This is a genomic window from Mesorhizobium sp. M7A.F.Ca.CA.003.01.2.1 (assembly GCF_003998945.1).
In the GTDB taxonomy this organism is placed as follows: Bacteria; Pseudomonadota; Alphaproteobacteria; order Rhizobiales; family Rhizobiaceae; genus Mesorhizobium; species Mesorhizobium ciceri.
Map to the genome: position 1 here is coordinate 1 of NZ_RZRA01000842.1, position 2,469 is coordinate 2,469.

Below are 2,469 nucleotides of genomic sequence, written 5' to 3' on the forward strand. Positions count from 1 at the left end.
TAGCAACTCAGCCCCGATCGAGGTCAGCCGCGCCGGGCTGCGTCGATCGCCGCGACGTCGATCTTTGTCATCTCCATCATCGCATCAAAGGCGCGTTTGGCTTCCTCGCCGCCGGCCGCCATGGCCTCGGTCAGCGTGCGCGGCGTGATTTGCCAAGACACGCCCCATTTGTCCTTGCACCAGCCGCACACGCTCTCCTGGCCGCCATTGCCGACGATGGCATTCCAGTAGCGGTCGGTTTCCTGCTGATCGTCGGTGGCGATCTGGAACGAGAAGGCCTCGTTCTGCTTGAATGTGGAGCCGCCGTTCAATCCGATGCAGGGAATGCCGGCGACGGTAAATTCGACCGTCAACACGTCGCCTTTCTTGCCGGACGGAAAATCGCTCGGCGCACGGTGAACGGCGCCCACGCTGGTGTCGGGAAAGGTCTCTGCGTAGAAGCGCGCCGCAGCCTCGGCGTCCTTGTCGAACCAAAGGCAAATCGTGTTCTTCGGTATCTTTGGCATTGCATGTTCCTTTCGGCGTTGGAGTTGGCGGAGGTCAACCCAGGAGATTGCGTGCCGTGCGCATGAAGATCCTCGACCCGATCGGGATCAGGTCGTCGGGAAAGTCATAGTCGGGATTGTGCAAGGCGGGGTGCCGCTCGCCCGCACCGAGGAAGAACATCGCCGACTTGGCACTATGGCCGAACAGGCCGAAATCTTCCGAGGCGCGCATCGGCAGGGCCTCTTCGCCGTGCGATACGCCCTCTTCATCGAGCGCGCGCCGCAGATGCTCCACCGCGTCCGGCGCGTTGACGCTGGCGACGAAGATCTCGTGATAGTCCCAGCGGGCGGTAAGGCGATGCTCGCCGGCGATCCTGGCGACCAGTGCTTCGGCAGCAGCACAAAGGTTCGCCATGCGCTCGTCACGCCGGGTGCGCAGCGTTGCCCAGACCTGCGCATGAGCCGGCGCGATGCCGAACACGGCCTCGCCCATCGCGGCATGGGTGACGGTCAGCATGGAGGAGTCGTCGTCGGCGAAGGTTCCGCGCCCGAGCGCCGGCAGCGCCGGCATCAGCTCACTGATCGCCAGCATCGGCGAGGTGCCGGTCTCCGGCATGGATGAATGGGCGGTCTTGCCCTCCAGCACGATGCGCATGCCGCGTGACGCACAGTTGACCACGCCGGGCTTGAGCCGCACCTCGCCGAACGGCACGCCAGGCAGGTTGTGCAGCGAGAAAGCGAAATCCGGCGCGATCTCGCCGAAGCGGGGATCGGCAACGACGCCGGCTGCGCCATTGCCGGTTTCCTCCGCCGGCTGGAACATCAGCACGACGCGGCCGCTTGCAGGCCGCTCGCGCCCCAACTGCCGGCCGAGGGATGCCAGGATGGCGGTGTGTCCGTCATGGCCGCACATATGCGACTTGCCCGGCACGCGCGACGCATGCGGCACGCCTGAAAGTTCTTCGATAGGCAAGGCATCGAGTTCCGAACGGAACAGCACCGTCGGCCCTGCTTTGCCGCTGTCATATGTGACCGCGACGCCGTGCCCGCCGAGCTGTGTCAGCACCTTGTCCGGCCCCGTATCGGCGAGGAAGGCGACGACCTCCTTTGCCGTCTTCTCCTCTTCATTCGAGATTTCCGGATACTGGTGCAGCTGGCGCCGCCACGCCGTCAACTCGACGATGTCTCGGTTGGTCAGAGTCATGCTTTTCAACCTCCGCTGCATTCTTCATCGACACGTCCAGGCACAGGGGTGCCGCAATGATGAATTGCTAGCGACAAAGGGCAGTTCCCGCCACAGTCCAAGTTTCAGGCTTCGGCAGGCCAGAAACGGCCGTTCTCCCGGCCATCCGCAGCCTATTGATTGATCTCGGGCTCGACGAGCTTTGCCAGATTTCTGAGCGATTCCTGCCAGCCGAGATAGCAGGCCTCGACCGGAATGACGTCCGGAATGCCGGCCTGGGTAATGTCGATTTCAGTGCCGACCGACACTTTTTTCAAGACCACGGTCACCCGTATCTCGCCGGGCAGGTTGGGATCGTCGAACCTGTCGGTGTAGAGCAGGCGCTCGCCCGGAACGAGTTCAAGGTATTCGCCGCCGAAGGCGTGGCTGTCGCCGGTGGTGAAATTGCGGAACGACATCTTGAACGTGCCTCCGACCTTTGCCTCGAAATTATGGACCGTGCAGGTGAAGCCGTTTGGCGGAAGCCACTTGGCCAGCGCGTCCGCTTCAACGAAGGCGCGATAGACCTTTTCAGGGCTGGTCGTCAGAACGCGGTGCAAACGTACGGTGCCGGGCATTGCTGGATCCTTTCATGAATGCCTGTTCGATACCCCAAGGACGGACGAAGCCTAGCCAGTCCGACATTGGTTTGCGAATTTTTTGACGGGAGGCGGCCTGCCTACGCCGCGGACATGCGTTCGACCCCGAGCTATCAACACGAAGCTCGGGCGAGACGGCGGATGAACTGCACCGGCTTCGGAG

At 63.0% G+C, this 2,469-nt stretch carries 3 protein-coding genes; all 3 read right to left on the reverse strand.

Translation table 11 applies throughout. The features are described from left to right. Positions 1–23: 23 nt before the first annotated feature. The 3 genes from EN969_RS26480 to EN969_RS26490 all read right to left on the reverse strand — a co-directional run bounded on the left by EN969_RS26480 (position 24) and on the right by EN969_RS26490 (position 2,285). Complete coding sequence (locus tag EN969_RS26480) at positions 24–497, reverse strand: VOC family protein (protein WP_027160885.1); 474 nt, start codon at positions 495–497, stop codon at positions 24–26. A gap of 43 nt (positions 498–540) precedes the next feature. Beyond that, positions 541–1,689, reverse strand: a complete 1,149-nt coding sequence (locus EN969_RS26485) for an amidohydrolase (protein WP_127419533.1) — start codon at positions 1,687–1,689, stop codon at positions 541–543. A gap of 152 nt (positions 1,690–1,841) precedes the next feature. Then, positions 1,842–2,285 (reverse strand): SRPBCC family protein, encoded by a 444-nt coding sequence (locus tag EN969_RS26490; protein ID WP_013530517.1) that lies wholly within the window; start codon positions 2,283–2,285, stop codon positions 1,842–1,844. Between the last annotated feature and the right edge of the window lie 184 nt (positions 2,286–2,469).

What these genes read in the sequence shown, in the direction of transcription:
- EN969_RS26485 (WP_127419533.1), bottom strand. Translation starts at nt 1,689, where the DNA reads ATGACTCTGACCAACCGAGACATCGTCGAGTTGACGGCGTGGCGGCGC.
- EN969_RS26490 (WP_013530517.1), bottom strand. Translation starts at nt 2,285, where the DNA reads ATGCCCGGCACCGTACGTTTGCACCGCGTTCTGACGACCAGCCCTGAA.